This window comes from Bradyrhizobium genosp. A (assembly GCF_049949275.1).
Classification (GTDB): Bacteria; Pseudomonadota; Alphaproteobacteria; order Rhizobiales; family Xanthobacteraceae; genus Bradyrhizobium.
Genome location: NZ_CP188196.1, coordinates 7855160 through 7882136, shown reverse-complemented (window position 1 = coordinate 7882136; position 26977 = coordinate 7855160). Strand labels below are relative to the sequence as shown.

Here is a 26977-nt window from a genome sequence, read left to right as displayed (position 1 = left end):
ACCGAACCTTAAGGCTGTCGCTTCTAGGCTCGCGCTCCGGGATGACGACAGTGCCGGCTTGCGGCCGTGGCGTCCCCGCAATCAAGGCGGAGAGAGGCGATGCCATTCTGGACGACCAGCACTGTTCTGCCCCCGCGGCCGATGCGGGAGCGCGCCTCGTGATTTTCGCCAGACCATTTCGCAAGGTGGCGATGTCAATTCTGCGCAATGCTCCGCTGCAGATTGCATCGTTCGTCCTGCCCTTGGTCTGGATCGGGTACTTCGCGATCACGTCGTCCGAGCGGGCGGATGCCGTCCAGCAGGCGAGGTCGCACGGCGACAGCGTCGCCGAATTGTTCGAGGAAAACACCGAACGCATCTTCGAGCGCGTCGATCAGTCGTTGCTGGTGGTGCGCGCGCTCTACGCCCAGGATCCGGTCACATTCAGCCTGAAGTTCTGGTCCGACAAGACCCGCATGGCGACCGGCGATGTGGTTCAGTTCTCCCTGATCGGACTGGACGGCTACATGCTCGATACGACCTCGGGCTATTCCGGTGCGCCGCTCTATCTCGGCGATCGCGAGCACTTCATCAACGTGATGGCGCAGGCCGACGATCGCCTCTACGTGGCGAAGCCGGTGTTGGGTCGGGCCTCGAACAAATGGACCATCCAGCTCGCGAGAAAGATGTTCGACCTTGCCAGGAATCCGGCGGGCGTAATCGTCGGCTCGATCAGTGTCGACGTCGTCGGCAGGTTCTATGACACCACAAAGCTCGGCGCCGGAGGAACGCTGGTGCTCAGAAATGCGAACCATGTCGTGCTCGCCGCGCGCGGCATCGACCAGGGCACCGTGCTGGGGCAGCGCGCGCCGAACCGCGTCGAAAGCGAGCTGCGGGACAGTTTCCATGCACAATATTGGAACGAGAACCGGCCGAACCGTAGCGACAGGCTGATCACCGCGCGCAGGTCGCGCGCCTTTCCGCTGATCTTCACCGTCGGCATTTCGGAGCAGGAGATCTATTCCCGCTCCGATTTCAGGCAGAAGGTCTATCTCGGCGGCGCGCTGCTGCTCACCTTAGTCATCCTGACCGCGACGATGTTCTACTGGCGGCGACAATTGGCGCTCGACCGCGCCCAGCGTGAGCTGCGTGATTTTGCCAGCAAGTTCGAGGATGCGCTCAGAAACCTGCCCCAGGGGTTGAGCATGTTCGACGGCCGCGACCGCCTGATTGCGTTCAACCGTCAATGGCTCGAACTCTATGGTCTGGTACCGGAGGAGATTCGGATCGGCATGGATTTCTGCGAGGTATTTGCAAAACAAACCGCCGTGCGCGACGTCGAGGCCTATCTCATCGATCTGAAGAACCGGCTTGTCCAGTCGGAGCACATCTCGAACACCGTGCAGTTTCCGGATGGGCGCGTCGTCTATATCTCCTACGGACGGCGCGAGGGCGGCGGCTGGGTCGCCACGCATGAGGATATCACCGAGCGCAAGGCCTCCGAGGTCCGGATCGAGAGGCTCGCGCATTACGACAGCCTGACCGGCCTTGCCAACCGCAATCTGTTCAAGGAGCACATCGACGAAGCGCTCGCCAGGTCTCCCGGCACGGAGGCGGCGTTCGCCGCGCTCCTGCTGGACCTCGACAGGTTCAAATCCGTCAATGACGCGCTCGGTCACCAATGCGGCGACGCGCTGCTGAAGCAGGTTGCCAGCCGGATCAAGGCGCAGATCCGTGACGTCGATACTGCGGCGCGGATCGGCGGTGACGAGTTTGCGGTGATCGTGGCACCGGACCAGGCCTCGACGCAGGATGTCGCAACGCTCGCTGCGCGGCTGGTTCGGGCCATCTCCGAGCCCTATCACATCGACGGCCATCCCGTCGTGATCGGCTGCAGCATCGGCGTCGCCATGGCGCCCGAGCATGGCATGCGGGTCGATGAGATCCTTCGCAACGCCGATCTTGCGCTCTACAAGTCGAAGAACGCGGGCCGAAACTGCTTCCATATCTACTCGGCGGAGCTCAAGGCTGAAGCGGATCAGCGCAACGTCCTCGAGATCGAGCTTCGTGAGGCGATCTGGCGCGAGGAGATCGACGTGTTTTATCAGCCCGTGATCGAGCTCGGCACGGGCCGTGCGAAATCGGTCGAGGCTCTGGCGCGCTGGCATCACAGCACCAAAGGCTTCATTCCTCCCGCCGAGTTCATTGCGGTTGCGGAGGCGAGCGGACTGATCGTTGAACTCGGCAATCAGGTGCTGGCCAAGGCGTGTCGCGACGCGGTGACCATGCCGGGCGATGTCAAGGTCGCTGTCAACCTCTCCGCCCTGCAATTTGCCGGCACGAACCTTATCGACTCCGTGACGTCCGCGCTGGCGGAGAGCGGACTTCCGGAATCCCGGCTTGAGCTCGAGATCACCGAGAGCGTGTTTCTCGCCGATACCCAGGAAAACCTCAAGACCCTCGAGCGCCTCAAGGCGCTTGGCGTATCCATTGCACTTGATGATTTCGGTGTCGGTTATTCATCATTGTCCTATCTGACGGCCTTTCCGTTCGACAAGGTCAAGATCGACAAGTCCTTCATCGACAGGATCGACCGCTGCGAGACCGTCGCTGTGCTGAAATCCATCGTGCAGCTCGCGAAGACGTTGAAGCTTTCCATCGTCGCCGAGGGTGTCGAGACCTCCGAACAGGTGGCAAGGGTGCATTCGCTCGGAATCGCGCTCGGCCAGGGTTACTTCTTCAGCAGGCCCGCGCCGCTGGCCGACCTGTCATTGCAAAGCCCGGTCCCGCGGCGGCGACGCCAGGCCGTGGCGTGAGGCGAGCATCAGAACGTCGTGCTTGTCCACGATGTCGCGCCCGCCGCTGCCTGGCGCCGGGCGTGGCTGGCACGCTGCTGAAGATCGACGCACTGGCAGGACGTCATCGCCGACCTGGCGGGAGCGCTCCGCATGGGGATTGAGCACGGCGGCTATTGCGTCGGATGCTGCTGTCTCTGATGGCGTTGCTGTTCGTCACCGGTGTCATGAACATTGTCTGGATTGCTGGCATCGCCGTCTATGTGGCCTGCGAGAAACTGCTCCCGCTCGGCCGACGGCTCAGCCACGCGGTCGGAGTCGCCCTCATCGTATTCGGAGCGATCGTTCTTGCGCGCGCGGCATGAGATGCGCATTGGTCGGACAACCTGGAAATGCGGTGACAGCGCGTTCGCGCAAAACAAACCACGGTAACGCATCGCGGCAACCCCACTGTCACCGCAATTACCGTGTCTCACTTACGGGGTGCAGTCTAGCACTGTCACCGTAACTCGGAAAATATTGAGCTATCGCGGGGACGCTCGATCCCGCCACTGAGAAGTTCATTGATCGCTGCGGTCGAGCGCGATCTCCGCTCCATCGATCACATGGCGAGCGTGTGAGAAATCACGAATCTCCCCGATCAAGCTGCCGGTCCATTCAAGAAGAATGAAATAAGCGGGCTTCTCCGAGAGCTCGGCAACGTTCATGACCAGAACTGCGGGGCGGTCATCAACAATCCCGGGGGCGAGCCGCCAGTCGTTTCGGCGGCCGTAGTTCCCAAAGTAAGTCTCCGTAATCTGATCGCGGCCGTTCAAACGAGCTGTGGCAACCATTTCGAGCCGCACTTCTTCGGCGAGCATCTCACGCACGGCTGCAAAATCACGCGCGTTGAATCGGCTTGTGTATGTGGCAAGCCGAGCTCGGTCCGGCTCGGAAAGGCTTGGCGGGACGTAATCATCAGGCTCGCGCGAAATCTCTCGAAGCCTCGCCCTCCCACGATGCAGTGCCGCCTTGATGGCAGGTATGGTCATTCCGGTCATCTCTTCAATTTCCTGAAGAGAATAACCGAGCACGTCCATCAAGACCACGCTGCTTCGTTGAGCCACCGGCAATCGAATGAAGCTGCGCAAGCTCGCAGCTGCAATTTGGGATCGATCCGCAGCAGCAACGGGGTCAGCGATCATCTCCAGCACCTCGTCCCTATCGTCATGGCGTGCCGCCTCGCGGGTACGCCGGCGTAGAAAGTCGACCGCCGTGTTGTGCGCGATTCGAACCAACCAGCGTTCGGGCTCGGTAATTTCGGGCTTGCCAGCAATCGCCTCGACCGCCCTCAACATGGCCTCCTGGACGACATCCTCACCATCGATTACCGATCCCACCATTCGCGCGCAGTACTTGTGCAGCCTCGGTCGCAGGTCCGCGAGGAGTCGTTGAATGGACCCAGGGCGCTCGATTTCTTCGTGCTTGTTCATGCCATCTCCGAATTTTGCGCCGATTTTTCCCGACCGGCTTGAGGCAGTTACGTCCCACTTGGTCAGGCCTGGCAGCGCAATGGCAGTTGCCGCGGGATAAGACCTCCCGGTCAATCGATTGTCGGAAGCCCTCTATACTGACGTTCCAGCATCCGTTGGATTAACATAGAATTGGAACTCGTCGAAGAGTCCCTCTGCGATGAACGATGAGGCAAGTTCTCGCCGCCGAAAGCGGCGATCGTCTTGCCAGACGCGCCCTTGGGCTGATGGACGAACGGCGCGAGAGGTTGGTCCGCAACTTCGACGTTGGGCGTCACACGAGCGTCAGGGCCAGCTCTCGAAAAGGCTATTTTTTTGGCCTTCCCGATCTGCCGCGAAAACGCAAACCCTGGGCGTGCGCCGCTCAGTCGTCACGACGCCAACCAACACACCGGGCGCCGATGGCTGGCCCAGGCAGTAGTGACTTTTCAATACCGCTTTGTTTCATGACCAAGGGTCCGTCTTTATGAAGCTCGGCCGCTCAGCGTGCAGCTGGAAATACCGTGAGAGAGATGGCGCGCGCTCCATTGCGCTGGCGCCTTCCGGGAATCTGCGGACAGCTGCGAGGGTCGAAAGCAGCAACGCGTCCGCAAAGGTGAAGCGGTCGGCGGCGATGAAACTTGCTTCGGAGACTGCCTTGTCGAGGAGAGCGATATGGGCTTCGAGCGCTGGCACGACCGCCTTTACAGCCTCTCCATCCACCGCCCCGTCCGGGTCTTTCGGAAAGATATAGGCGAAGACGTACTGGCGAATGAGGATCGGATCCGTCGCCGACATGATGATCGAAAGCCATTGCTCGGCTTCGCTAGCGGCTCCCGGCGGGCCGATCGCGATGAGCGGACTTTCGGGAAACATGCCGTCGAGGTAGCCCATGATGGCGCGGGATTCGCCCAACGTCAGCTCCCCATGGCGTAGGCCAGGAATCTTTCCCAACGGATGGATGGCGGCAACTTCCGGCGAATGCGGCGCCAACGGATGATACACGTAGTCGATGGCCTTTTCTTCGCAGGCAATTCTGATAGCGCGTGTGAAATTGCTTTGTGGAGCTCCGAATATCTCAATTGGCGACTGATCCACGACAGGCTCTCCGGTGTTGGACGATGAGGTCGATCCCTCGCGGCTTCCCGCGTTGGGCTGGTGATGTCCGAGGGTTCACCTTCTATACTGACGTTTCAGCAGGGCCCGAGGATTCACCCGAGAACCCTCAAATTCGGTATTGCTGCGAGGATCACCCGCAAAGCCAAAGTCACCGCAACAGAAAATAAAGTCGTCGACCACGGAATCCTTCCGATCCGAGCGAACGTCTTCTTCCATTGAGAGGGCGAATTCGACCGCGCGCCCGCTTGGAGACGCGAGAGGAACGTAAAACGTGCGTTCCGGGAGACCAACATGAGAACTGTCGTAGTCCGATACAAAGTCAAACCGGAGAAGGTTGAAGAAAATCAGCGCCTGATCGAGGGGGTTTTCGTGGAGCTGCATGCCAAGAGCCCGGGCGGGCTCCAATATCTGGCGCTTCGACTGGAAGACGGTAGTTTCGTCCACTTGGCGTCGATGGCGGACAATGCTCCGTCGCTTGCGACCTTCACCGCTTTTCAGGAATTCCGAAGACATGCGGACGACAGGCGATTAACCGCGCCAGAGTCCCAACGCGCAATGATCATTGGCAATTGCCTGTCCAGCGGTCGGTAAAGTGCCGAATATCAGAAGTCATGTGATCGCGCCTATCAATGAGAGGAGAGTTCGAGATGATATTGCTCACGGGGGCCACAGGGCTCGCAGGTTCCTTTGTCATGGAGGAGATCGTTCGTACTCAGCGACCTGTCAGGATTCTTGTGAGGAATAGGCGCAAGGTTGCGCATCTTGAGCAGGTTCCGACCGCCGAGATCGTAGAGGGCGATATGTCCAAGAGGGAGAGCTTGCGGGCCGCTCTTGAGGGCGTCACCCGAGTCCTCATGATTTCCGGACCCGATACACAGATGGTCGAAAAGCAGTGCACTTTTATCGACGCGTGCAAAGAAGCTGGTGTTCGCCATGTGATCAAGTTCTCCGGCCTGGATGCTCGCGCCGATTCTGCGTTCCGGTTCGTTCGCATGCACAAACAGATCGAGGCTCATCTCGAAAATTCAGGACTTGCGTGGACGCACTTTCGTCCAAGCGGTTTCATGCAGGTCTATCTTCGTGAAATCCGCGATATCGTTGGAGCCGGCGAATTGCGCCTGCCCTTGGGGGAGACGAGACTCAATCCGGTAGATCTGGTCGATGTAGGAAAGGTCGGGTTCTGCCTGCTTCGTGATGGCGGTCATGAGGGGGCGAAATTGGACATGACCGGTCCCGAAGCTTTGACCATTTCCGAAATTGCAGATCGTCTCTCGCAAGCGAGCGGAAGACCCATCCGCTATGTCAGCGTAGCTCCCGCCGAGCGGCGTCGAGCCCTGCTTGCCCGGGGCATATCCTCCGAATTCGCTGACGCGCTGGATGAACAGCTGGAGGAGCGCCTCAAGGGAGGTGCCGAGTCCAGAGTCGATCTTTCCACGCATGAGCTATTCGGCATTCGGCCTTCGACGTTTCTGCAATTTGCGAAACGGAGTTCCGCGATCCTCTCGGGCAAGCCTGCTGCGGCGTGAAACCGCTCTGTTGGACGTAGGGTAAAGACATGCTCTCGCTACGAACTCTGGTCTGCCTATCCGCTGTTCTCTTGGGACTTGCTTCCGGCACCGCTTGCGCCGACGAATTGTCGCTCCGAGTAGACGGTGCTATCGAGCGCGCGCTGGCCCAAAAGCGCATCGTCGGTACGGTCGTCATAATCGCAAGGGATGGAAAGATCGTCTATCGGCGTGCGGCGGGATACTTCGATCGCGAAGCCGGAACACCAATGCCGGTTGACGCTCTGTTTCGATTAGCTTCGCTGTCAAAGCCCATTGTGACCGCCGCTGCGCTTGCTCTTGTCGACAAGGGTGTACTCGGTCTCGACGATCCAGTTGTGCGTTGGCTCCCGTCATTTCATCCAAAGCTGGCAGATGGCAGCTCGCCTGTGATTACGATCCGCGAGTTGCTCACGCATACAGCCGGGCTAACCTACGGCTTCCTTGAGCCGACAGTTGGCCCATATCACCGCGCGGGGGTTTCGGATGGGATGGACCGGCCCGGGCTTCGAATGGACGACGAACTGCGTCGCGTTAGCAACGCAGGCCTACGATATGCGCCTGGCGAAGATTGGGGCTACTCTGTCGCGATTGATATCCTGGGCGCTGCGATATCGAAAGCATCAAGCCAGCAACTGCCACAGCTCGTACAACGTTTGGTAACGGAACCGCTCGCCATGGCTGACACGAGCTTCGCGGTTGCCGATGCTCGGCGATTGGCAATACCTTATGTTGACGGAAAGCCCGAACCAGCCAAGATGGCAGACCCAGATACTGTTCCGTTCGCGGGGCTGGCCGGTATCAGCTTGTCACCCAGTCGCGCGCTCGTCCCCGAGTCCTTTGCGTCTGGAGGGAGCGGGATGATCGGCAGTGCTGATGACTACATCCGCTTTTTGGAGACTTTGCGCAGCGGCGGAGCACCCATACTCAAGTCGCCCACTGTGAGGGCCATGATGAGTAACCAGATCGGCAGCCTTAGGGTGAAGAATCGACCAGGCTGGGGCTTTGGGTATGGAGCTGCGGTAATTCTCGATCCGCAAACAGCAAGCTCGCCGCAATCCCCCGGAACGTGGACGTGGAGTGGCGTGTATGGCCACTATTTCTTCGTTGATCCGCTACAGAATCTTTCGGTCGTCGCTCTCACGAACACCGCTGTTGAAGGAATGAACGGTTCATTCACCATCGATATTCGAGACGCTGTCTACGGCGCTCCTGCTCGGTGAGCGCCCTTGGCAACCGGAGCCGAATTTATCTGAACCACGCCAATAGCTGTAGGCGAGAGATCGTCTCGATCCCCTGGCTTATGGATTGCCGAAAGAGCGCCAAGCTTGATGATTTCCTCTAACTCGGTTGAGAATGCCACGTGCAATATTCCATCCTTTACTTCGATGATGAAATAGAAACGTGGGCTCGCCCGTGGGAGCTGCGGCTGTCCGCTGGGAAAGGTGTCAAGTCGCGGGCTTCGATTCAGTTGCTACCCACCGCCGCGGCTCTAACACTTCGTAAGCGACACTCGGGTGGCAGCATCGTGCTTGATGGGCCTTATGCCGAGACCCGTAGACAATTGCTAGGGATCTACCTTATCGACTGCGTCTCCCTGGCCGAGGCGATCGATGTCGCCAAGGAATGCCCTTGGGCCCGTCGCGGTGCCTCTTTCGAAATTCGTCCGACCGTCGAAGTATTCCTGTGATGGGCGAGATTGGCTTTGAGGCCAAAGGCGTTATCGCACGGGAAAAATGCCAAGCCGCTACGCTTGCGAAAAGCATGACGCCACGCGCTAAAGCGTCAGGCTACCGAGGAGGATCCCTTATGGCAACTGAAGTCTCGGCCTTCCGTTGGGTGCCACCGTTCGCCCAAGGCTATGTGAGGGATCTCAGGGTTCGCTGGGCGCTGGAAGAAGCCGGGCTGCCTTACCATGCGACTTTGATCGCCTCGCAGGTCCAACCGTCTGAATGTTATCGCCAATGGCAGCCTTTCGGCCAGGTTCCCGCCTACCGGGACAGCGAAGTCGAAATGTTCGAGTCCGGCGCAATCGTGCTGTACATCGCGGCCAAGTCCGAGAAGTTGGCGCCGAGGGATGAGCCCGGTCGGGCTCGGATGACCAGCTGGGTGATCGCTGCCCTCAATTCGATTGAGCCGCACGCGCAGAATCTGATTCAGTTCGACGGTAGTGGTGCTGGCGAGACGTGGGCAGGAGAATACGGAGCGCGTCTTCGGGCGATGCTAGACAGGCGGCTCGCGGCGCTGTCCGCCTGGCTGGGCCGTAAGGAATATCTTGAGGGCTGCTTCAGCGCCGGCGATCTGATGATGACGACCGTGCTGCGCGAACTCGTAGACTCGGGCGTCCTATCGCAATTCCCAATTCTCGATGCCTTTCGCCAGCGGTGCGAAGCCCGTCCCGCGTTTGGCCGCGCAATGGAGGCACAGATGCAGCCGTTTCGGGAAAACGCACCGACGTAGGCCAGCGATAGGAGCTTTTGAAAAAAGGTTTTCGGGGGAATCCTCTGGGCATCCTGTACCGTCCTTAGATCTGCATCGGTGTCGCGGCAAGCGACCTTGGGAGACTAACCGCTGTTCATCATGACGAGGACGCAATGAAAGAGCCAAACGAGAAGGCCATCAAGGGTTGGGTACTAGCGCTGACGTCGGTGGCATCCTTCATGGCCGCACTGGATTCGTTGGTGGTCACGACGGCCCTAAGCACGATCCGCCGGGACCTTGGCGTCTCGATCGAGGTGCTGCAGTGGACGGTGAACGCCTACAATCTCAGCTTCGCGGTGCTGTTGTTGACCGGGGCAGCGTTCGGCGACCGCTTTGGTCGTCGCCGTATGTTCGCGACGGGCTTGGGACTTTTCGTTGCCGCCTCGATGGTGTGCGGGATGGCAGGCAACGCCACGTTGCTGATCACCGGACGAGCCTTGCAGGGCGCTGGAGCGGCGCTGCTGATGCCGCTGGGGATGGCGCTGTTGAGTGTGGCGTACCCACGCGAAGAGCGCGCCAAGGCGCTGGGAATCTTCGGCGGCGTAACTGGGCTTGCCCTTATTGCCGGGCCCGTCGTCGGTGGCGCGATCGCCGAAGGCCTTTCTTGGCAGTGGATTTTCTGGATTAACGTCCCGATCAGCCTCGCGACAATTCCGTTCGTGTTTGCCCGCATCCAAGAAAGCCACGGACCCGACACTGCGCTTGATATCGGTGGCCTCGTGCTGGTCAGCTCTGCTGCTTTCTGCGTGGTGTGGGGGTTGATGCGTGGTAACAGCGCTGGCTGGGGAAATCCCGAAGTCGCTACGGCCCTGATTGCTGGGCTTCTGCTAGCGACTACCTTCGTCGCCTTCGAGTTGCGCGCGTCGGAGCCGATGTTGCCGATGCGGCTGTTTCGTGTCCGCGCCTTCTCGTCCGCCATTGCGGCGAGCCTGTTGTTCTATGCCGCGATGTATGGCGTCTTGTTCTTTATCCCGCAGTTCCTACAAACCGCGCAAGGATACGGGCCGCTCGGCGCCGGCCTGCGCATGGTGCCCTGGACGGCGACGCTGTTCGTGTTCGCACCGCTTGGCGGACGCCTCGTCAACCGGATCGGCGAGCGCCGTCTTGTTGTCGGCGGCCTGCTGCTTCAAGCCCTTGGAATGTTATCGATCGCAATGATTGCGGCCCCCGACGGTGATTACTTCCGACTTGTCCTGCCGATGATTGTCGCCGGTGCTGGCGTCTCATTAGCCATGCCAGCCGCTCAGAATGCAGTCATGAGCTCTGTCGTTGCAGCCGACGTCGGCAAGGCATCCGGCGCGTTCAACATGTTCCGCTTTCTCGGCGGAGCGCTCGGCATAGCCCTTATCGTCACAGTGTTCGACCGCACCGGAAGCCTGAGTTCGCCTCAGGCGTTTAGCTCGGGCTTTGTCGCGGCTATGAACGTTGCCGCAGGCCTGTCGACCATCGGCGCAGTAGCGGGACTTGCGTTGCCGGCCCGGCGCGAAGCCGCCGTCGTGGCCGTGAGCGCTGAGAGTTGAACCCAGTCATTCGCGGTGTAGCGGACTACCGCTACCATGCCAAGCGTGTCACCTATGTCTCGGGCCGCTCAGCGCTCACGCCACCATACTAAGGACAAACAATGGTTCGGCGTGTCGGTGGTTGCGTATGATTCTCTCCCTGGGCACCATCCCAAACCAAATCCATGAACGAAGCGCGAAGCGCATAGCACGCGCGCGGGCGTGGGCCCCGTCACGGCGGCGACCTATCCCCGTGTGCGCAAGGCTCAGGCGACCAGTCTGGCCCGAACGTTCTTCGCGTTCGGCGCGGCGACGGTTCGGTCGCGCCCCTGGCATTTGGCCTCGTAAAGGGCGACGTCAGCTGATTTGATGAGATCATGCGGCGCGAGACCTGTGCCTGGAGCGACGCAGGCAACGCCGATGCTGACGGTCGGCGCCATGTCGGGTCGGCCCTGTTGCTGCTCGCGCAGGGATGCGACGCTGGTCCGGATGGATTCCGCGATCTGCACCGCGCCTTCAATGGTCTCGCCCGCCAGCAGCACCGCGAACTCCTCGCCGCCGTAGCGTGCGACGAGGTCGGAGGCGCGCTTCGCTCCGCCCGCGATGCATTCGGCGATGGATGCGAGCGCGGTGTCGCCGGCCTGATGCCCGTGGGTGTCATTGAAAGCCTTGAAATGGTCGACGTCGATCATCAGCAGCGAGATCGGACTGCGCGAGCGCTGGGCGCGGCGCCACTCGTTGTCGAGCGTCTCATCGAAGTGGCGGCGGTTGCTCACCCCGGTCAGGCCGTCGGTAGCGGCGAGCTTGGCCAGTTGTCGTTCGACGGCGGAGCGACGTTTGAGTGCATTCGCCAGCAGGACGCTCAGCGCCATCGTGGCGACGCTAAGCGCCAGCAGGAACGATCCGATGAGCCAGACCTCCTGCCACCAGTCGGCATAGATTGTCTCGAACGAGACACCGTCGATGATCAGGAGCGGACGATTGCCGATCTGCTGAAACACGAACAGGCGCTTGACCTGGTCCAGCATCGAGGCCTTGGTGTACGTTCCAGCCGCTACGGGCGGAAATTGCCTGAAGACATCGGAGCCCTTGAGGCTCTGTCCGATGGTGTCGATGTTGAACGGCGCCCGCATCAGGATTGTGCCGTCCGCGTGCAGCAGCGTCATGGAGTCCTTGTCGCCGAACCGCAGTTTCCTGAACAGGTTGTGGAAGTAGGTGAGGTGCATACTGCCGGCGACCACGCCGCCAAACGACCCGTCCGCTCGGCTGATGCGGCGGCTGAGACTGATGAAGTATTGTCCATCTTGCGCCACCCAGGGGCGGCTGATGAAGAGCCCGGCATCTGCATGGGCGAGATGGATCTTGAAGAAATCGCGATCGGCGAAATTGGTTCGGGCCGGTGTCAGCGATCGGGAATCCAGCCTGACGTCGCCGGCAGCATCCAGGACCAGGATCGATCCCAGGTCTCTGGCCGAGGCCGCGCGATCGAACAGCACGACCTGCCGCAGTTCCGGCCTGATCGTATCGATATCGGGAATCTTGATTCCGTCGACGACCGCCTGGAGCGATAAGTCGTAGAGTTCAATGTTCCGGTCGATCTCGCTGGCGATGCTGGCGATGAGATTGGTCGCCGCGTTTTGCTGATGCCGATAGTCGGCGTCGCCCATTCTCCACAATTCGAGGCCGCAAATGCCGGAGAAGCTCAATGTCGCCGTGAGGCCGAGCACCAGCAGCAGCCTCGTTGAAACCCCATTTGATCGCGTGATGCGGTTCGTCATGCCGTGTCCCAGCGGTCCCCCCACGGCCCGCTCCTTCCCCTCCTTCTTCCTAGCGATCCCGTCTTGAAGAAAGCGCCGAAGTTCGCGTGCAACTTGGCGGTCTTTGATATTCAAATCTTAACTATGGGAAGGGCGCAGTCTGGCCGTCTGCTCGTCTGGTTGACGGTCGGCGCTAACGGCGCTCGCGGATTTCTCTCCCCAGGGGTCGTTAAGTTCACGTACGTTTAAATCCTGCCTCGTAACACCCGGATTCTTGCGATATCGGCGCAGACGACCCGTGAGGGGCGCCTTTCGCGTTTTGGCGACCACTTCGCAGAGATCGGGTGTTGCGCTCCCCGCAACCAAGTTAGAAAACCCCGGCAATCTCAATCGATTGTCGTGCACGAACCGTCTGCCGTTAAAGCGGTCTAGTCTAGCCGAGCAGTCTCATCTCGACTCGGTAACATCCTCTGGAGGATTTCCTCGATCGAAAGTGGCGAAATGCCAAGCTCGGCAAATCCAGGCATCTCCGGCGACGGCACGGTGTCGATCTGCATCAACTCCACCTGATTACGAGTAAGGGGCAGGCCAGGGGGTATTATTTCGGCGGCCCGCACCAGCGCGTGCCAAACGGCAAACGGGATCGGAATCAGGACAGGCGCGAGGTCAGCTTGATGCGCAATCGCTGTGAGCAATTGCTCGTAAGAGTAGGCGGTCGGGCCGCCGAACTCAAAGACCGTCGGGTGAGTCTCGGCTCGCTCCATGATTCGGGCAATCGCCTCTGCAACATCTTCGACATAGGCCGGTTGCAATCTGGTCCGGCCGCGGCCGAACATCGGATAGATCGGAAGCCGACGAAGGAGCTTGAGGACGGTGCTGAGAAGCGCGTCGTCCGATCCGAACATCACGGCCGGGCGGACGATAAACGCATCGGCGAATTCCGCACGGACCGCCTGTTCGCCTTCGCCGCGCTTTCGGATGTAGCAGGACGGCGAGGCGACATCGGCACCGATCCCCGAAACGTGAACAAGCCGCTCGACTCCCGCCCGGTGGGCCAGGACTGCTACCCGTTGCGCCGCTTCGACGTGAACGGAGTGAAAAGTGTCCAGTCCGCGCTCGCTATAAAGGCTGACCGCGTTTATGACGCCGTAGGCGCCAACCAGCGCATCCGCGACCGATCGCTCATCGTGAATGTTGGCCTCTACAAATTGAACTTGCGGATTCTCGGGACCCGACTGGCTGTGTCCCCTGTCCGGATGCCTTGACGCGATCCGGACGGGAAATTGGTGATTGCGCAGATGGCGAACGATGCGGTTGCCGAGAAAGCCGGTTCCGCCGAACACGGTGATGGTGCGCCCGTTCGTTGCTGCCCCGGCTAGCGTTCGCGGCTCCACGGGAAGAGCGAGGCCGGGAAATCCGCCGCATAGCGGTGACCTATCGGTGGGCGGGGCTGTTCTTCCGGCGGATTCGGGTCAGGCTCGACCACCTTCCGATAAAGATGCCAGGTTGCATGACCGAGCACCGGCAGAACGACGGCGAGACCGACGAAGAACGGCAGCGAGCCGATCGCCAGCAGTGTCGCGACAACCAGACCCCATGCCGCCATCGGAATTGGATTTTCTCTCACGGCCCGCAGCGACGTCCGGATTGCGTCGATCGCAGTTGCGTGCCGGTCGAGCATCAGTGGAAACGACACAACGCTGATGCACAGGGCCATGACGGCGAACAGGAAGCCGACGCCGCAGCCGACGATGATGAGCGACCATCCTTCCGGTGTCGTCAAAACACGCGTTGCGAAGTCAGGGATGCTTGCAGCCGGAGCATAGCCGAAGGTCGCAACGTAGATCGCGTCCGCGGCGCCGATCCAGACGCCGAACAGAACGAACAGGAGGACGCCGAGTTCGAGCATGGCGCCGAAGGACGGTGCACGCAGCACCTCCATTGCATCCCACGCCGCGGCTTCCTCTCCGCGCTCGCGGCGGCGGCTGAGCTCATAGAGGCCGAGCCCGGCAAAAGGACCGATCAGGGTAAAACCGGCGGCGAGCGGAAAGAGCAGCGGCAGCACCGAATAGCCGATGACAAGTCTGAACAGGACAAGTCCGAGAACAGGATAAATCACGCACAGGACGATGGCGTGAGTCGGGATAGCCTTGAAGTCTTCCCAGCCCAGGCGCAGCGCGTTGCCCAAATCGGAAAGGCTGATCTTGCGAACGACAAAGGGGGTAGAGACGCCAAACACGTGCAGTTTGGGTCTTGCGAATACTGTGGCCATGGCTCCCGTCTCCTTGCCTGTGATCGCAGGGGAGCGGAGCGCACTCAAATCGCACGCATCCGTCTCGTGCGCGAAATTCGCGATCGAGCCCGGCAAATCAGGTTCAACGTGAAGGAGCTTTGCCGGACAACATCTGTCGCGACCGGTACAGTGAAATTAGTCCGATATGCGAAAGAAGCAAGATAGCGCTCGTCGTTGGGTGAATTGTGCATCCGCACAAATCGATTTGCTGCATCGCGCCATCGAATGGTGGCGCCGGCAGGTGTCCGTCGGCTGCATTGCATCCGGGCCAGTCCGCACCCGGACTGAGGCGGGCATACTCCTCTATTGACTCTATTGATGACTCTATTGACGCCGGGCTCGACGGGGACCATCTTAAAAGCACTGAACGGCCCCGGCTCCTGTGAGATGACCGGTTTTGACGTGCAGTTCGTGTCGACCTTTTACGTGTCGACCTTTTACGTCGCGACCGGCCGAATGGGCGAGACAAGAGGCATGATGATGGCGAAGATGATATTCGCCATTGCCACAGACGTGAGCTCCGCCCTCTAGCTCGTATCCGCAGCCTTAATTGGCAAGGATGCATAAGGATGGCTGTAGCGATCATACTGCTTTTGGTTGCACTGGCCTCGGTGCTGTTTCACATTTTCAGCCCGTGGTGGTGGACCCCGCTCGCCTCAAACTGGCGCTACATCGACGATACGATTACCCTGACATTCTGGATCACTGGGGCGGTTTTCTTCGCGGTCGTCGCTTTCATGGCCTATTGCGTCTTCCGCTTTCGACACACGGAGGGAAGGCGGGCAGCCTACAATCCCGAAAACAAGAAGCTCGAATGGTGGCTCAGCGTCGGGACCGCAATCGGCGTCGCAGCAATGCTCGCACCGGGCCTGGTTGTCTGGCACCAGTTCGTCACGGTTCCGGCCGATGCGACCGAGGTCGAGGTCATGGGACAGCAGTGGCAATGGAGCTATCGGCTTCCCGGGAAGGACGGCCGGCTCGGGACTTCCGATGCGCGCAATATCAGTGCCGAAAATCCCATGGGGCTGAATCCCGGCGATCCCGCCGGACAGGACGATGTCGTCATTCAAAATGACGACTTGCACCTGCCGCTTGGGAAGCCGGTGAAGATATTGCTCCGCTCGATTGATGTCCTGCATGATTTCTATGTGCCCGAGTTTCGGGCGAAGATGGATATGATCCCGGGTTCGGTCACATATTACTGGTTCACGCCTACCCGCACCGGAACATTCGAGGTTCTCTGCGCCGAACTCTGCGGTGCCGCGCACGCGCAGATGCGGGGCAAGGTCGTCGTAGAGGAAGAGCAAGAATATCACGCGTGGCTGGAGAAGCAGCACACGTTCGCCGAGCTTTCGGGGCAGCGCGACGTCGCGAAAGCGGCTTACAAGTCAGGAAGCGAATGAAAACACCGACGAGGAGATCTCACCTGTCGTAGGGCGAACTCCTCACTGAAGCGAGACCAAGGAGGGTATTCCGATGGTCGATGTCCCGTTTGACACAGTTGCAGGCATTCCACCGGCTGAAGTGGGCGAGGTCGAGCTCTATCATCCGAGAAGTTGGTGGACGAGGTACGTTTTTTCGCAGGACGCCAAGGTCATCGCCATCCAGTACTCGATCACGGCGATGTCCATTGGAATGGTTGCGCTGGTGCTGTCATGGCTGATGCGGCTGCAACTCGGATTCCCCGGCACGTTCTCATTCATCGATCCGAACCAGTATCTCCAGTTTATCACCATGCACGGCATGATCATGGTGATCTATCTTCTCACCGCGCTGTTTCTGGGAGGTTTTGGCAACTACCTTATCCCGCTGATGGTCGGAGCCCGGGACATGGTGTTCCCCTATGTGAATATGCTGAGCTACTGGGTCTACCTGCTCGCGGTCGTGGTGCTGGCCTCGACCTTTTTCGTGCCCGGCGGGCCCACCGGCGCCGGCTGGACGCTGTACCCGCCGCAGGCGATTCTCTCCGGTACTCCCGGGCAGGATTGGGGCATCATTTTCATGCTGGCTTCCCTGATCCTGTTCATCATTGGCTTCACCATGGGCGGGCTGAATTACGTGGTGACGGTGCTGCAGGCGCGCACGCGTGGCATGACATTGATGCGGTTGCCCTTGACAGTGTGGGGCATCTTCACGGCCACCGTCATGGCGCTGCTGGCCTTCCCGGCGCTATTCGTCGCCTCGGTGATGTTGTTGCTCGACCGCGTTTTGGGAACCAGCTTCTTCATGCCTACGCTGGTCGAGATGGGGCAGCTGACGAAGTATGGCGGCGGCAGCCCGATCCTGTTCCAGCACCTGTTCTGGTTCTTCGGCCATCCCGAAGTCTACATCGTCGCCTTGCCGGCCTTCGGCATCATTTCCGATCTGATCAGCGTCCACGCGCGAAAGAACATCTTCGGCTATCGCATGATGGTCTGGGCGATCGTGGCAATCGGTGCCCTCAGCTTCGTCGTGTGGGCGCACCACATGTATGTAAGCGGCATGCACCCGTATTTCGGGTTCTTCTTCGCCACGACGACACTCATCATCGCCATCCCGACCGCGATCAAGGTTTACAATTGGGTGCTGACCCTTTGGCGCGGCGACATTCATCTCACCATCCCGATGCTGTTCGCGCTGGCTTTCATCGTCACCTTCGTCAACGGCGGCCTCACCGGCCTGTTTCTCGGCAACGTGGTCGTAGACGTTCCGTTGTCGGACACGATGTTCGTTGTCGCCCACTTTCACATGGTGATGGGTATTGCGCCGATCATGGCCGTGTTCGGCGGAATCTATCATTGGTATCCGAAAGTCACCGGACGCATGCTCAATGAGGCGCTCGGACGATTCCACTTCTGGGTCTCGTTCCTCGGGGCCTATGCGGTCTTCTTCCCGATGCACTATCTGGGCCTGTTGGGCATGCCCCGCCGCTATCACGACATCGGCGAAACGGCCTTCGTTCCGGCATCCGCCCATGACCTCAATGCGTTCATGAGCGTGGCGGCCCTGATCGTCGGCTTCGCCCAGCTCGTGTTCCTGTTCAATCTGATCTGGAGCCTGTTCAAGGGAAAGGAGGCAGGCGGCAATCCCTGGGGAGCCGCGTCGCTGGAATGGCAGACGCCAGAGACCCCGCCGGGACATGGCAACTGGGGCAAGGACCTCCCGATCGTCTATCGCTGGGCCTACGATTACAGCGTGCCCGGCGCCACCGGGGATTTCGTGCCGCAGAATGAACCGCCAGCCGGAATGCTGGCACAGGAGGCCCACCCGTGAGCGCCATTATCCTGTTCATGGCTGGAATAGCGGCAATTGCGGGTTGGTGGCTCTCCCATCAACGGTTGACGGCCAAGCCATGGCTAGAGGAAGGAGTAATGGTCGATCTTCGCGAGGAGCGCACGTCGTCCGTTCCGCCGGCGAAAATCGGATTGGGCGTGTTTCTCGCGGTTGTCGGTTCGTTGTTCGCACTCTTCATCAGCGCTTACTCCATGCGCATGAACATGGTGGACTGGCGGGCGCTGCCGATGCCGGGGCTGCTATGGTTCAACACGGTCGTCCTGGTCCTGAGCAGTGTGGTGCTGCAAGGCGCACACGCGGCCGCGCGTCGGAACAATATCGACGGCGTCATCGTCGGTCTGTGCGCAGGCGGAGCAACCGCCATTACATTCCTTATTGGGCAGCTCCTGGCGTGGCGCGAACTGAGCCTTGCGGGGTATTTCCTCGCGTCCAATCCAGCCAACTCGTTCTTCTACCTGATCACTGCCGTGCATGGGTTGCATCTGATGGGCGGTCTGGTGGCCCTCGGCAGAACGACTGCCAAAGTGTGGCACGGCGCGGCGGTGACCGACGTGCGCCTGAGCGTGGAGCTATGCGCCATCTATTGGCACTTCCTGCTGTTGGTCTGGCTGGTCCTGCTCGGCCTGCTGACGGGCTGGACAGACGATTTCGTCGACATCTGTCGCCAGTTGTTGAGCTAGGGAAGGCAAGGACCAGATGGCAGAAACGGCGCTGATAAACAACGTAGAACCGCCGGCGCGACCTGCAGGTTGGCGAGGCATCGCCGCCGACTGGTCCTCGGATCAGCGCGCCTTCAAGAACGTTTCCTGGGGGAAGGCCATGATGTGGATCTTCCTCCTCAGCGACACCTTCATCTTCAGTTGTTTTCTGCTGTCGTACATGACGACGCGAATGACCACGACCGTGCCGTGGCCCAACCCCAGCGAAGTCTTCGCCCTCACGATCGGAGATAAGAAAATCCCGCTCATCCTGATCGCGATCATGACCTTCATCCTGATCAGCAGCAGCGGGACGATGGCGATGGCCGTCAACTTCGGTTATCGCCGCGATCGCGCCAAAACTGCAGCCTTGATGCTGGCGACAGCGGCATTCGGTGCGACGTTCGTCGGGATGCAGGCGTTCGAATGGACCAAGCTGATCATGGAGGGCGTCCGGCCCTGGGGCAATCCGTGGGGTGCGGAGCAGTTTGGATCAAGCTTCTTCATGATCACCGGCTTCCACGGCACCCATGTGACGATCGGTGTGATTTTCCTGATCGCCATCGCGCGAAAAGTTTGGCGGGGAGATTTCGATGTCGGAAGGCGCGGCTTTTTCACGAGCCGGAAGGGGTATTACGAGATCGTCGAAATCACCGGCCTGTACTGGCACTTCGTCGATCTCGTGTGGGTGTTCATCTTTGCGCTCTTTTATCTCTGGTGAGGTCGCAGCATGACAAACGTCGCGGTACATCTGGAAGCGCAGCAACCTTCGCTGCAAGCTCACGCGCATGACGCACTCGCATCAGGAACCACACACACAAAGGGGCAGCAGCATCCGATCAAGCTTTATCTCGTGGTCTGGGGATGGTTGTTCGTTCTCAGCACCTGCTCCTATCTCGTCGACTACTTTGGCCTCCATGGCCATCTACGATGGTCGCTGATCCTGCTGTTCATGGTGTTGAAGGCTGGCCTGATCGTCGCGGTCTTCATGCACATGGCCTGGGAGCGGCTGGCTCTTGCCTACGCGATCCTGCTGCCGCCGGTGCTGGTGTTGGTATTCGTGGCGATCATGGTGTTCGAATCCGACTACACGCATCTGCTCCGGGTCATGTTCTTCGCGCCAACGGCGTAGTTGGGAGGTTCGTGGATGCAATTTACCGTTGGGCTCAAGCTGAATGGAAAAGCAGACCATGTCGTCTTGGACGCGCAGGACGCGCTCGCCGCCGCGCTGAAGGTGAAGACGGAGTTTCCGGAAGCCGTCATCATATACGTGCGCCCACAAAACCGGCGTGGCGATACACGCCATCCGTCACATCCGCTCGCCGAAGACGTTGTTCGGTGAGAGAGGCCGGCGGAACCGAGATAGCGACATAAAAGATGAACCGGAAATCTCCGTCAGGCCCATGATGGATCGAACCAGGAGCGGAGCTTTTTCGATCGGCTAGCGGCAGGTAACCTGGCTAGATCGGAGCCATCAGCGAATGTCGGTATCGGTGGTTGCGCCTCTCTGCACCTTCCTTTACTTGCTCGGGCCGCTTCGGCGCAGGCCGAACGCGCGTGTCAGAGTAGATCGGAGCATCTTGTCGGGAACAAACCTCTTGATCCTAGGGAGGAGGCTATCTGCTCCGACGACATAGCGTAGCCGGTCGGAACGAGAGCACGCGATGCGCAATATCTCCTCGGCAACCGTTTCAGGAGGTGCAGCTGATGACAGCCCCTCACGCAGGCGCTGCTCCACCACTGCAGCCTCCGGCTCATATGCCTCATGGGAGAGAATTGGCTGCTTGAATTGTGTGCGACTTCCGGTCAATTCAACTAGCTTCACCCTGATGCCATAAGGGGCAAGCTCATACCGCATGGCCTCGCTTAGCCCAGCTAGCGCAAATTTGCTGGCGCAGTAGGGTGCCAAATATGGAAGGCCGACGGCTCCTGCCAGCGATCCAATGTTGATGATCATGCCCCTGCGGTTTTCCCGCATGCCGGGCAGGAGCGCTTTTGTAACAAGGGCTGCGCCAACCAAATTTACGTCCAGGAGGGCGTGAAATTTCTCACGGCTCAACGCTTCTACAGGTCCACCCAAGCCGATGCCCGCATTGTTCAGCAAAACGTCGACCGAGCCGAACCGGGCGATCGCGTCGGCCGCGGTTGCCGAGATCGAGGCGTCATTCCCCACGTCCAGCTGCGCCGTGGCCAGTCGCTCGGTGAAGGCGATGTCGATCTTCTCAGGGTCTCGTGCGGTGGCATAAACATTCCAGCCGGCGGCAAGGAACGCCACCGCACAAGCGTGGCCGACACCGCGTGACGCGCCGGTGATGAAAACGGTAGAGGTCATCGAAATCTCCGGTCGCCCTTTTTGATTTGAACTTGGACGACATGCCGTATATGTTATGGACAGCATTGTCCATAATAGTATGACCCTCGATGAATCTGAGGCAGCTCGCTTATTTCCGGGCCGTGGTCGAACACGGCTCGCTGGCTGCCGCAGCAGACGTCCTACGAGTCGCCCAGCCCAATCTGAGTGTGGCGATCAAGCAACTGGAGGAGGAGTGGGGCGTATCGCTGTTCGAACGTGCCGGCCGGGGGCTTGCCGTCACCGACACCGGGAGAGCGCTTTACGAGCGGGCCGCCGAGCTGCTCAGCGGTGCGTCGGCGCTGGATCAGGAAATGCGTGCAATCGGACGCGGCTTTACTACCCGCTTGCGCGTCGGGTTCACGCAGGTATCGATCGAGATCATCACGAGCATGGTCGCCCGAATTCGCGAAGAGGGCGCGGCCGTCAGTTTTTCACTCCAGCAAGGCGACCCTCAGCTTCTTGAAACTATGGTCGAGCTCAGGCAACTGGATTTCGCATTGACCCATATGCCGGTCGCGAATTTCGGGCTAGGCGTCGAGCCGCTGGCGCCGATGACCATCATCCTGTTGTGCCGTGAAGGCGACGACCGCTGGCCTATCGATGGCGAGATCGGGCCCGATGCTCTGGCCCATGTGCCGCTTATCTTGCTTCGCCGGCGGTCGGGCGGAGGCATCTACCAGCGGATCATGGAGGCATTTGCAGCTGCCGGCGTTTCCTGCTCCGCGGTCGTGGACTGCACCGACATCTCGGCGATCTACACGCTTGTCGAACGAAATGTGGGTCTGGGGTTGCTACCGATCCATGCTTTTCATGCACCGCGTCCGGGGTTTTCGATGCATCCGGTATCGCTATTGCCTGCGCCTGAACGGCTTGCGCTGATCTATCCGCGGGGTCGCCAGCAGCTTCCGGCCGTGCAGCGGGCGATGGACTTATGCCGGACGATGCTGCGGACGTGATAGGGAGGTTGTGCCACCTTGTGGCATCTGCGCCGCGCTCTCGCAGGAGGCGGCGCAGATGGGAGGTTGGAAAGTCCGCTATTTTGCCTCTTTGGCCGCCTGCTCGATCAGCTTGGCGACGGTTTGGGGTTGAGACATGTAGATAGAGTGGCTTCCCTTCACCTCGATCGTTGTGCTGCCGGCGCGTTTGGCCATGAAGCGCTCCAGGTCTGGATTGATCATGCGGTCTTCCGTTGCGACCGCATACCAGCTCGGCTTGTTGTGCCAAGCCGCATTGGTGATCGGGGTGCCGAACACGGTGACGCTCACCGGCACTTGGGAGATCGCCATGAAGCCGGCTTCCTTCGCCGGAAGATCCTCCGCAAAATCGTTGTGGAATGACTTCGGGTCGACGATCACGTAGCCCTCGCCGGCAGGAACCGCGCTGTTCGAAGCCGGCGGCTTCTGCTTCTGCAGGGCTCCGAGGACCTCGCCGCTGTCCGGCTGGAAGGCTGCGATATAAACCAGGCCGCGCACCTGTGGCTCATTGCCTGCTTGGGTGATGACGGCACCTCCGTAGCTATGGCCGACGAGGATCAGCGGTGCGTTCACGCGCTCGATGATGCGTTTGGTGGCCGCGGCGTCGTCCGCCAGCGAGGTCTCGGGCTCCTGCACGATCGAAACCGAATATCCATCGCGTTCGAGGATATCGGCGACCCCGCGCCATCCCGAGCCGTCGGCGAACGCACCATGGACCAGGACGACATTCTTGATTGGTTCGGCTGCAGCGATGCCAGACATGCCGATGGTGAGGGCGGCGGCTGTGACTGAAGCGGTGAGAAGACGTTTCATTTTGACTTCCTTTGATATCTCGCTGAGGGGATCAGCTGGTTGGGACAAAAATCTCCCCGGCCTGCCAAGACGGAGCAGACGGAATGGCCAGAGGAGTGGTTGATGTGCCGCTAGGGGGTAAAAGTTAGTCCAGGCGGCGGGTGTTCCCCGTCTTGTCCGACGGGAAATGCATCAAACAACGCGAGACGGGTTTCGTCCGCGCGGTGTTGGCTATCTCTTGTATGGTGCGCGCCTCTGGTGTCACCGACAGCGCGTGCGGCATGTCCATCTTGAATCTCAATCGGCTTCAGCAGAAAGCTGGAAAGAGGTCGAGACGTCACCAGACTGGCATTGGCCACGACGATACAGCGAATTTCCCACATATCGTCTCCCTCTGGCACGAGCAGCGTGGCACGACGCGTACCCAGCAGCGTCGAGCAGGATTTCGAGGCACTCCACAGGGCCAGCCGAACAAGGCCGTCGTCGCCGAGTGCAATCTCATCAACGCTTAGGCTGGCCAGCTCGGGCCAATTCTGCGCCGAAGCCGCGACAATCCGGAGTTTCCCATCATCGCCAGCAAGCGCTCGGCCGGCGAGACAGTGCCGAACCTGATCGGGGAGCAACATTGAAGCTTGCGGTTGGTTGAAAGCGTTGTTTTCCATGGCGGTAGAATTGCGCCGCCAACGGTCGTAAAACCAATATTGTTTCCATCATCACTCTGACGATGTTCGTAAGGATGGAATTCGTGATCGGGCCGCCCACTCTCCTGGAGATGAGCCGGCGGCAGCGGGTGGCAGCTGCAAATGTGCCCGGAGCCGCCGATATGGACGTTCTTTGGATATCGACTGCGAAGGAGTAAATCGTGGCGAGGCCTCGGCAATTCGATCATGAAGCCGCTTTAAACGAAGCGATCAAAGTCTTCTGGGCCAAGGGATTCGCAGGGACGTCGACGGATGATTTGAGAAATGCGATGGGGCTCGGCCGGCAGAGCCTTTACAATGCCTTTGGCGACAAGCGGCAGCTCTACCTTGAAGCCCTGTCAGCTTATCATCGGCGTACCATCACTTCCCATATCAACCATCTCAATTCATCTTCGTCGCCGTTGGCAGGTATTCGCGCAATGTTGTTGGGCGTGATCGCGAAAGACCGGACAGAGCGCGAGTTGGGATGCATGGGCGTCGCTGCAGCGAGCGAATTCGGCACGCGTGACCCCGAGCTCACCGAGCTTCAAGGCAAAGCTGGTGCCGTATTGCAGGCGCGGCTGGTCGAAAGAGTAGGCGAGGCGCTGGCCAGTGGAGAAATCGATCCACTGGTCGAGGCAGAGGAGGGCGCATTCTTCATCCAGATGACCATGAACGGATTACAGCTTGCGGCCCGGGCTGGTGCTCCCGCGGATATGCTGCGCGCTATGGCGCGGTTCGCTATCGATCGTTTGCAAGCACGGCTAGCGCCCGAATAACTTGGCGACCGCCGATGGAGTCTGACCAACTAGGGCGGCCGAGCGCTTATGCCAACATATTCTCAAATGCTTTCAGACGATGGGCGCTGCACCGTGCTTATTGCGTGAGCGCCGGATGCGAACACGACCGATTTCGGCGGCGCGGCTCACCCTGTCGTGCCGGCAAGCGACAGATTCGGGACGCCCACGCCGCGGACGCGGATGGGGGCGGCCAACTTTCCTCCACTGACATCGAGAACGAAGCCCGTCGCGTCGGGGCGCAGGCGGAATTCGACGGCCATGCCGGCGTTGCGCCAATCCGAGGTCTCTCCATCGTCGACATAGAGAAGGCCGGAGCCACCATGATCGGGTGCCCCGAACACGACCACCGTCAGTCCCGTCCCGTCTTCGATCGGAACGATCGCGCCCGCGCGTGCGAACACCGGTAGCCGGCCCAGAGGCGCTGCGACGGTGATGGTTTGCCCACCCTCGAACCGCGTCCCGTCATGCCAGTCGTACCAGCCGCCGGGATGGGCGGGCAGATAGACCTCGCGCGTCGTCGCCCGCTCGTCCAGCACCGGAGCGACCAGGAGATCTGGGCCAAGCATGAACGCGTCCTCGACGGTCGCTGCGATCGCGTCCGAAGCGAAATCCCACAACAGCGGCCGCACCGGCGGCACGTCCTCCAGCGCCGCACGCCACATCTGCGTGTAGAGATAGGGGATGAGGCTGTGGCGAAGCTCCATGGCGGATCGGACCTGTGGAAGCACGCCGGGATGCATCCAGGGGGTGTTGACGATGCCGCTCGTCTTCCAGGAATTCATCACCATGCGCGGCCACAGCGCGCAGAACTCGACGAAGCGGCAAAACAGTTCCGGGCCCGGCGAATCTCCATGGAAGCCGCCGACGTCGTGGCCGATGTTGTAAAGCCCCGACAGGCTCATGTTCAGGCCCTGGATCAGATTGTAGCGCAGCGTCTTCCAGGCGGTTTCGTTGTCGCCGCTCCAGGTCTGGCCGTAGCGTGCGATGCCGGCGCCGCCGGCGCGCGTGATCGTATAGGGGCGCTTGCTAGGCGCCTGCGCGGCCTGGGTCTCGTAGGCGAGCTTGTGCATCAGGAGCGCTTGCGCGGGTCGGGCGAGTGCCTGCGGGAACGGCCGGCCGTCGCCGTTGCAGATCGCATCCTCGTCCCAGATCTCGTATTCGTTATTGTCGCTCCAGACCGCCGTCACGCCAAAGGCGAGCAGCGCGTCGCGGATGCCGTCCGCCCACCACCGCCGGCCCTCGGGATTGGTAAAGTCGACATGGAAGCCGAGGCCGTCCCAGAATTGCGCGACCGCCGGCTCGCCGGTGTCGCCGTCAGCGACCAGGATGCCGCGCGCCTTCGCTTCATCGAGCCGTGGATGATCATCGAGCAGGCAGGGCTTGATGTTGGTGACCGGTTGCATGCCGGCCGCCTTAAGTCGCGCCATCGTCGCCGCCGGATCGGGGAACTTGTCACGATTCCAATTGAAGACGTAGCGGCGGTTGCCGATCGAGGTGTAGCCGGAGCCGAAGTGAAAGCTGTCGCAACGGATGCCGTTCCGCCTGCAATCCTCGATGAAGGCGGTGATGCGCGCGTCCGCGTCCGGCGCGTCGGCGATGGTCATGGTCGTCATCGCGAAGCCGAGCGTCCAGCGGGGCGCGAAGGCCTGTCCGCCGGTCAGCCAGGAAAACCGCCGCGTGACCTCGGGCGCCGTCGGTCCGGCGAGCACGTAATAGTCGAGGTCGCCATCCTCGGCACGATAGCTGCGGAACAGGCCGTGGTAGTTGTCGATGGTGCAGCCGAGGTCGACCGAGCCGAGCGCGAGATTGTCGTAGAAGATACCGTGCGCGCCGCGTGCGCCGTCGACGATGAAGAACGGGAGCATCTTGTAGAGCGGATCGGACAACTCGGCGTCGTAGCCGCAGGGATCGACGGCATCGATCGCGAAGCGCCGGCCGGTCCGATCGAGCGGACCGGCCTTGTCTCCGAGGCCGTAATGGCGTTCGCCTTCGTGCCGTTCCATCGCATGCAGCAGCGCCGTGGTCTTGCGCGACAGGAGATAGGCCTGGGTCGGCCGGTCCTGCAGGAATGGCTGCCGCTCGCCGGCGCGGTACCACGCGATGCCGAACGGATCGAGCCGGATTTGAGCACGAAGACCCGTGGCGGCGAGCGTGAAAATGCCGCCATCCTCCGACACGGTCGTCGCCGGATTGGCAAAGCCGGAAATGTCGTCGCGCCGCCGGCCCTCGAACGGCGGCTCGGTGCGATCAGGGGCGATCGCCCAGCCGCGGTCGAGCCGATAGCCCTCCGGCCGGCGCAGGGTGACGCGGCCGATGTCGCTCTCGAGAATCGCGATGCGCAGCGTGGCGAGCGGGGCTGCCGCCGGTCCGGTCGCGAGGTCGAATAGCGCGGCGTGGCCGTCGAGGCCGCGGTAGCGGCCGTGGGTCAGGGCTTTCATTTGATCAGACTC

Annotated in this window: 26 protein-coding genes; 17 read left to right on the top strand and 9 right to left on the bottom strand. The window is 60.6% G+C overall.

The features are described from left to right. Positions 1-158 precede the first annotated feature (158 nt). Positions 159-2795 (top strand): bifunctional diguanylate cyclase/phosphodiesterase, encoded by a 2637-nt coding sequence (locus tag ACP2YP_RS36900; protein WP_426421212.1) that lies wholly within the window; start codon positions 159-161, stop codon positions 2793-2795. Between the two features lie 164 nt (positions 2796-2959). Continuing rightward, positions 2960-3139 carry a DUF2182 domain-containing protein gene (locus ACP2YP_RS36895; RefSeq protein WP_426421211.1) on the top strand — a complete coding sequence of 60 codons (180 nt, stop codon included), beginning with the start codon at positions 2960-2962 and terminating at the stop codon, positions 3137-3139. Between the two features lie 195 nt (positions 3140-3334). On the opposite strand, the gene ACP2YP_RS36890 is transcribed toward ACP2YP_RS36895, so the two are convergent. Together ACP2YP_RS36890 and ACP2YP_RS36885 are read right to left on the bottom strand one after the other, a co-directional pair. Then, positions 3335-4246, bottom strand: a complete 912-nt coding sequence (locus ACP2YP_RS36890) for a sigma-70 family RNA polymerase sigma factor (protein WP_426421210.1) — start codon at positions 4244-4246, stop codon at positions 3335-3337. 483 nt (positions 4247-4729) lie between these two features. Then, positions 4730-5362, bottom strand: coding sequence for a glutathione S-transferase family protein (locus tag ACP2YP_RS36885; protein ID WP_426421209.1), 633 nt, complete (start codon positions 5360-5362; stop codon positions 4730-4732). Between the two features lie 312 nt (positions 5363-5674). Between ACP2YP_RS36885 and ACP2YP_RS36880 the strand changes: the two genes are divergently transcribed. The 6 genes from ACP2YP_RS36880 to ACP2YP_RS36855 all read left to right on the top strand — a co-directional run bounded on the left by ACP2YP_RS36880 (position 5675) and on the right by ACP2YP_RS36855 (position 10928). Continuing rightward, on the top strand, positions 5675-5974 hold the full coding sequence (locus tag ACP2YP_RS36880) for a hypothetical protein (protein WP_426421208.1): 300 nt from the start codon (positions 5675-5677) through the stop codon (positions 5972-5974). Between the two features lie 56 nt (positions 5975-6030). Continuing rightward, positions 6031-6909 carry an SDR family oxidoreductase gene (locus tag ACP2YP_RS36875; protein ID WP_426421207.1) on the top strand — a complete coding sequence of 293 codons (879 nt, stop codon included), beginning with the start codon at positions 6031-6033 and terminating at the stop codon, positions 6907-6909. 29 nt (positions 6910-6938) lie between these two features. Next, on the top strand, positions 6939-8150 hold the full coding sequence (locus tag ACP2YP_RS36870) for a serine hydrolase domain-containing protein (RefSeq protein ID WP_426421206.1): 1212 nt from the start codon (positions 6939-6941) through the stop codon (positions 8148-8150). A 140-nt stretch (positions 8151-8290) separates the two neighbouring features. Next, positions 8291-8617 (top strand): YciI family protein, encoded by a 327-nt coding sequence (locus ACP2YP_RS36865; RefSeq protein ID WP_426421205.1) that lies wholly within the window; start codon positions 8291-8293, stop codon positions 8615-8617. 119 nt (positions 8618-8736) lie between these two features. Then, entirely contained in the window at positions 8737-9387 is a 651-nt protein-coding gene (locus tag ACP2YP_RS36860; protein ID WP_426421204.1) for a glutathione S-transferase family protein, read from the top strand. A gap of 134 nt (positions 9388-9521) precedes the next feature. Continuing rightward, on the top strand, positions 9522-10928 hold the full coding sequence (locus ACP2YP_RS36855; protein WP_426421203.1) for an MFS transporter: 1407 nt from the start codon (positions 9522-9524) through the stop codon (positions 10926-10928). Positions 10929-11173: 245 nt separating this feature from the next. Here ACP2YP_RS36855 and ACP2YP_RS36850 read toward each other — a convergent pair whose 3' ends face one another. The 3 genes from ACP2YP_RS36850 to ACP2YP_RS36840 all read right to left on the bottom strand — a co-directional run bounded on the left by ACP2YP_RS36850 (position 11174) and on the right by ACP2YP_RS36840 (position 14936). Further along, complete coding sequence (locus ACP2YP_RS36850; protein WP_426421202.1) at positions 11174-12709, bottom strand: sensor domain-containing diguanylate cyclase; 1536 nt, start codon at positions 12707-12709, stop codon at positions 11174-11176. A 383-nt stretch (positions 12710-13092) separates the two neighbouring features. After that, positions 13093-14007, bottom strand: coding sequence for a complex I NDUFA9 subunit family protein (locus ACP2YP_RS36845; protein WP_426421201.1), 915 nt, complete (start codon positions 14005-14007; stop codon positions 13093-13095). 32 nt (positions 14008-14039) lie between these two features. Then, positions 14040-14936 carry a DUF2189 domain-containing protein gene (locus tag ACP2YP_RS36840; RefSeq protein ID WP_426426403.1) on the bottom strand — a complete coding sequence of 299 codons (897 nt, stop codon included), beginning with the start codon at positions 14934-14936 and terminating at the stop codon, positions 14040-14042. A gap of 339 nt (positions 14937-15275) precedes the next feature. On the opposite strand from ACP2YP_RS36840, the gene ACP2YP_RS36835 reads away from it, so the two are divergent. The 7 genes from ACP2YP_RS36835 (at position 15276) to ACP2YP_RS36805 (ending at position 20270) form a co-directional block, all read left to right on the top strand. Then, positions 15276-15488: a hypothetical protein gene (locus ACP2YP_RS36835; protein ID WP_426421200.1), complete on the top strand. Its 213-nt coding sequence runs from the start codon at positions 15276-15278 to the stop codon at positions 15486-15488. A 38-nt stretch (positions 15489-15526) separates the two neighbouring features. Beyond that, positions 15527-16360 (top strand): cytochrome c oxidase subunit II, encoded by an 834-nt coding sequence (gene coxB / locus ACP2YP_RS36830; protein WP_426421199.1) that lies wholly within the window; start codon positions 15527-15529, stop codon positions 16358-16360. 73 nt (positions 16361-16433) lie between these two features. After that, a complete protein-coding gene (locus ACP2YP_RS36825; protein WP_426421198.1) occupies positions 16434-18209 on the top strand; it encodes a cbb3-type cytochrome c oxidase subunit I in 1776 nt (591 codons plus the stop codon). Next, positions 18206-18910 (top strand): cytochrome c oxidase subunit 3, encoded by a 705-nt coding sequence (locus ACP2YP_RS36820; protein ID WP_426421197.1) that lies wholly within the window; start codon positions 18206-18208, stop codon positions 18908-18910. Before ACP2YP_RS36825 ends, ACP2YP_RS36820 begins: the two co-directional genes overlap by 4 nt. A gap of 16 nt (positions 18911-18926) precedes the next feature. Continuing rightward, entirely contained in the window at positions 18927-19649 is a 723-nt protein-coding gene (locus tag ACP2YP_RS36815; RefSeq protein WP_426421196.1) for a heme-copper oxidase subunit III family protein, read from the top strand. 9 nt (positions 19650-19658) lie between these two features. Next, positions 19659-20060 carry a cytochrome C oxidase subunit IV family protein gene (locus ACP2YP_RS36810; RefSeq protein WP_426421195.1) on the top strand — a complete coding sequence of 134 codons (402 nt, stop codon included), beginning with the start codon at positions 19659-19661 and terminating at the stop codon, positions 20058-20060. Positions 20061-20075: 15 nt separating this feature from the next. Beyond that, a complete protein-coding gene (locus tag ACP2YP_RS36805) occupies positions 20076-20270 on the top strand; it encodes a hypothetical protein (RefSeq protein WP_426421194.1) in 195 nt (64 codons plus the stop codon). 177 nt (positions 20271-20447) lie between these two features. Here ACP2YP_RS36805 and ACP2YP_RS36800 read toward each other — a convergent pair whose 3' ends face one another. Next, the gene (locus ACP2YP_RS36800) at positions 20448-21260 is read right to left on the bottom strand and encodes an SDR family oxidoreductase (protein WP_426421193.1); all 813 of its coding nucleotides are present in this window, start codon (positions 21258-21260) and stop codon (positions 20448-20450) included. 89 nt (positions 21261-21349) lie between these two features. Between ACP2YP_RS36800 and ACP2YP_RS36795 the strand changes: the two genes are divergently transcribed. Beyond that, a complete protein-coding gene (locus tag ACP2YP_RS36795) occupies positions 21350-22237 on the top strand; it encodes a LysR family transcriptional regulator (protein ID WP_426421192.1) in 888 nt (295 codons plus the stop codon). Between the two features lie 78 nt (positions 22238-22315). On the opposite strand, the gene ACP2YP_RS36790 is transcribed toward ACP2YP_RS36795, so the two are convergent. Continuing rightward, entirely contained in the window at positions 22316-23068 is a 753-nt protein-coding gene (locus ACP2YP_RS36790) for an alpha/beta fold hydrolase (RefSeq protein ID WP_426421191.1), read from the bottom strand. Positions 23069-23178: 110 nt separating this feature from the next. Further along, complete coding sequence (locus ACP2YP_RS36785) at positions 23179-23709, bottom strand: hypothetical protein (RefSeq protein ID WP_426421190.1); 531 nt, start codon at positions 23707-23709, stop codon at positions 23179-23181. 200 nt (positions 23710-23909) lie between these two features. Here ACP2YP_RS36785 and ACP2YP_RS36780 point away from each other — a divergent pair, with 200 nt between their 5' ends. After that, complete coding sequence (locus ACP2YP_RS36780) at positions 23910-24506, top strand: TetR/AcrR family transcriptional regulator (protein WP_426421189.1); 597 nt, start codon at positions 23910-23912, stop codon at positions 24504-24506. Between the two features lie 146 nt (positions 24507-24652). On the opposite strand, the gene ACP2YP_RS36775 is transcribed toward ACP2YP_RS36780, so the two are convergent. Then, positions 24653-26965, bottom strand: coding sequence for a TIM-barrel domain-containing protein (locus ACP2YP_RS36775; protein WP_426421188.1), 2313 nt, complete (start codon positions 26963-26965; stop codon positions 24653-24655). Positions 26966-26977: the final 12 nt, after the last annotated feature.

What these genes read in the sequence shown, in the direction of transcription:
- ACP2YP_RS36875 (WP_426421207.1), top strand. Translation starts at nt 6,031, where the DNA reads ATGATATTGCTCACGGGGGCCACAGGGCTCGCAGGTTCCTTTGTCATG.
- coxB (WP_426421199.1), top strand. Translation starts at nt 15,527, where the DNA reads ATGGCTGTAGCGATCATACTGCTTTTGGTTGCACTGGCCTCGGTGCTG.
- ACP2YP_RS36825 (WP_426421198.1), top strand. Translation starts at nt 16,434, where the DNA reads ATGGTCGATGTCCCGTTTGACACAGTTGCAGGCATTCCACCGGCTGAA.
- ACP2YP_RS36840 (WP_426426403.1), bottom strand. Translation starts at nt 14,936, where the DNA reads ATGGCCACAGTATTCGCAAGACCCAAACTGCACGTGTTTGGCGTCTCT.
- ACP2YP_RS36810 (WP_426421195.1), top strand. Translation starts at nt 19,659, where the DNA reads ATGACAAACGTCGCGGTACATCTGGAAGCGCAGCAACCTTCGCTGCAA.
- ACP2YP_RS36870 (WP_426421206.1), top strand. Translation starts at nt 6,939, where the DNA reads ATGCTCTCGCTACGAACTCTGGTCTGCCTATCCGCTGTTCTCTTGGGA.
- ACP2YP_RS36815 (WP_426421196.1), top strand. Translation starts at nt 18,927, where the DNA reads ATGGCAGAAACGGCGCTGATAAACAACGTAGAACCGCCGGCGCGACCT.
- ACP2YP_RS36790 (WP_426421191.1), bottom strand. Translation starts at nt 23,068, where the DNA reads ATGAAACGTCTTCTCACCGCTTCAGTCACAGCCGCCGCCCTCACCATC.
- ACP2YP_RS36895 (WP_426421211.1), top strand. Translation starts at nt 2,960, where the DNA reads ATGCTGCTGTCTCTGATGGCGTTGCTGTTCGTCACCGGTGTCATGAAC.
- ACP2YP_RS36805 (WP_426421194.1), top strand. Translation starts at nt 20,076, where the DNA reads ATGCAATTTACCGTTGGGCTCAAGCTGAATGGAAAAGCAGACCATGTC.
- ACP2YP_RS36835 (WP_426421200.1), top strand. Translation starts at nt 15,276, where the DNA reads ATGACTCTATTGACGCCGGGCTCGACGGGGACCATCTTAAAAGCACTG.
- ACP2YP_RS36860 (WP_426421204.1), top strand. Translation starts at nt 8,737, where the DNA reads ATGGCAACTGAAGTCTCGGCCTTCCGTTGGGTGCCACCGTTCGCCCAA.
- ACP2YP_RS36785 (WP_426421190.1), bottom strand. Translation starts at nt 23,709, where the DNA reads ATGGAAAACAACGCTTTCAACCAACCGCAAGCTTCAATGTTGCTCCCC.
- ACP2YP_RS36800 (WP_426421193.1), bottom strand. Translation starts at nt 21,260, where the DNA reads ATGACCTCTACCGTTTTCATCACCGGCGCGTCACGCGGTGTCGGCCAC.
- ACP2YP_RS36795 (WP_426421192.1), top strand. Translation starts at nt 21,350, where the DNA reads ATGAATCTGAGGCAGCTCGCTTATTTCCGGGCCGTGGTCGAACACGGC.
- ACP2YP_RS36855 (WP_426421203.1), top strand. Translation starts at nt 9,522, where the DNA reads ATGAAAGAGCCAAACGAGAAGGCCATCAAGGGTTGGGTACTAGCGCTG.
- ACP2YP_RS36890 (WP_426421210.1), bottom strand. Translation starts at nt 4,246, where the DNA reads ATGAACAAGCACGAAGAAATCGAGCGCCCTGGGTCCATTCAACGACTC.
- ACP2YP_RS36880 (WP_426421208.1), top strand. Translation starts at nt 5,675, where the DNA reads ATGAGAACTGTCGTAGTCCGATACAAAGTCAAACCGGAGAAGGTTGAA.
- ACP2YP_RS36775 (WP_426421188.1), bottom strand. Translation starts at nt 26,965, where the DNA reads ATGAAAGCCCTGACCCACGGCCGCTACCGCGGCCTCGACGGCCACGCC.